Raw genomic sequence first — 463 nt, 5'->3', positions numbered from 1 at the left:
ATAACCCTGGGGTCTCCCACTCGATGCTCTACAAATTTTAGCATCCATGCATGGTCGAGACTCCCGAAGAAATTCTTCAGGTCTGCTTCTAACACCCAACTGACTTTCTCTCCGGCAATAATCTCATTTAGTGTCGCAAGGGCATTATGAGCTCCCCGTTTGGGTCTTCCTCCAAATGAACAGTTGAGAAAGTCCTGCTCATATATCGCCGATAATACCTCAGCCGTGCTTCGTTGCAGTGCTCTATCTACCACTGTAGGAACTCCAATCGGGCGTTTTTCTGATTTGCCTGGTTTTGGTATCCAGACTCTTCTAACCGCCGGAGGCTTATAGCTCTTACGATGAATTGAATTCATAAGTTTCTCAATCCATAGGTTAAAATCTTTCAGCGCTCCACCGACCGTCTCATTGTCTATACCGGGTGCAGTGCACTTTGACATCCGGGCTAGATTTTCCCATATAA

General features: G+C 46.2%; 1 protein-coding gene. It reads right to left on the bottom strand.

Annotation, left to right across the window (positions count from 1 at the left end):
* Positions 1–440 (bottom strand): reverse transcriptase domain-containing protein (locus Pmgp_RS19425; RefSeq protein ID WP_243119969.1); only part of this gene is annotated, 440 nt, incomplete at its 3' end.
* Positions 441–463: the final 23 nt, after the last annotated feature.

The sequence above is a fragment of the Pelotomaculum propionicicum genome (assembly GCF_004369225.1).
Taxonomy (GTDB): Bacteria; Bacillota; Desulfotomaculia; order Desulfotomaculales; family Pelotomaculaceae; genus Pelotomaculum_B; species Pelotomaculum_B propionicicum.
The sequence above is the reverse complement of the archived record's forward strand: the minus strand, read 5'-3'. Positions and strand labels throughout refer to the sequence as shown.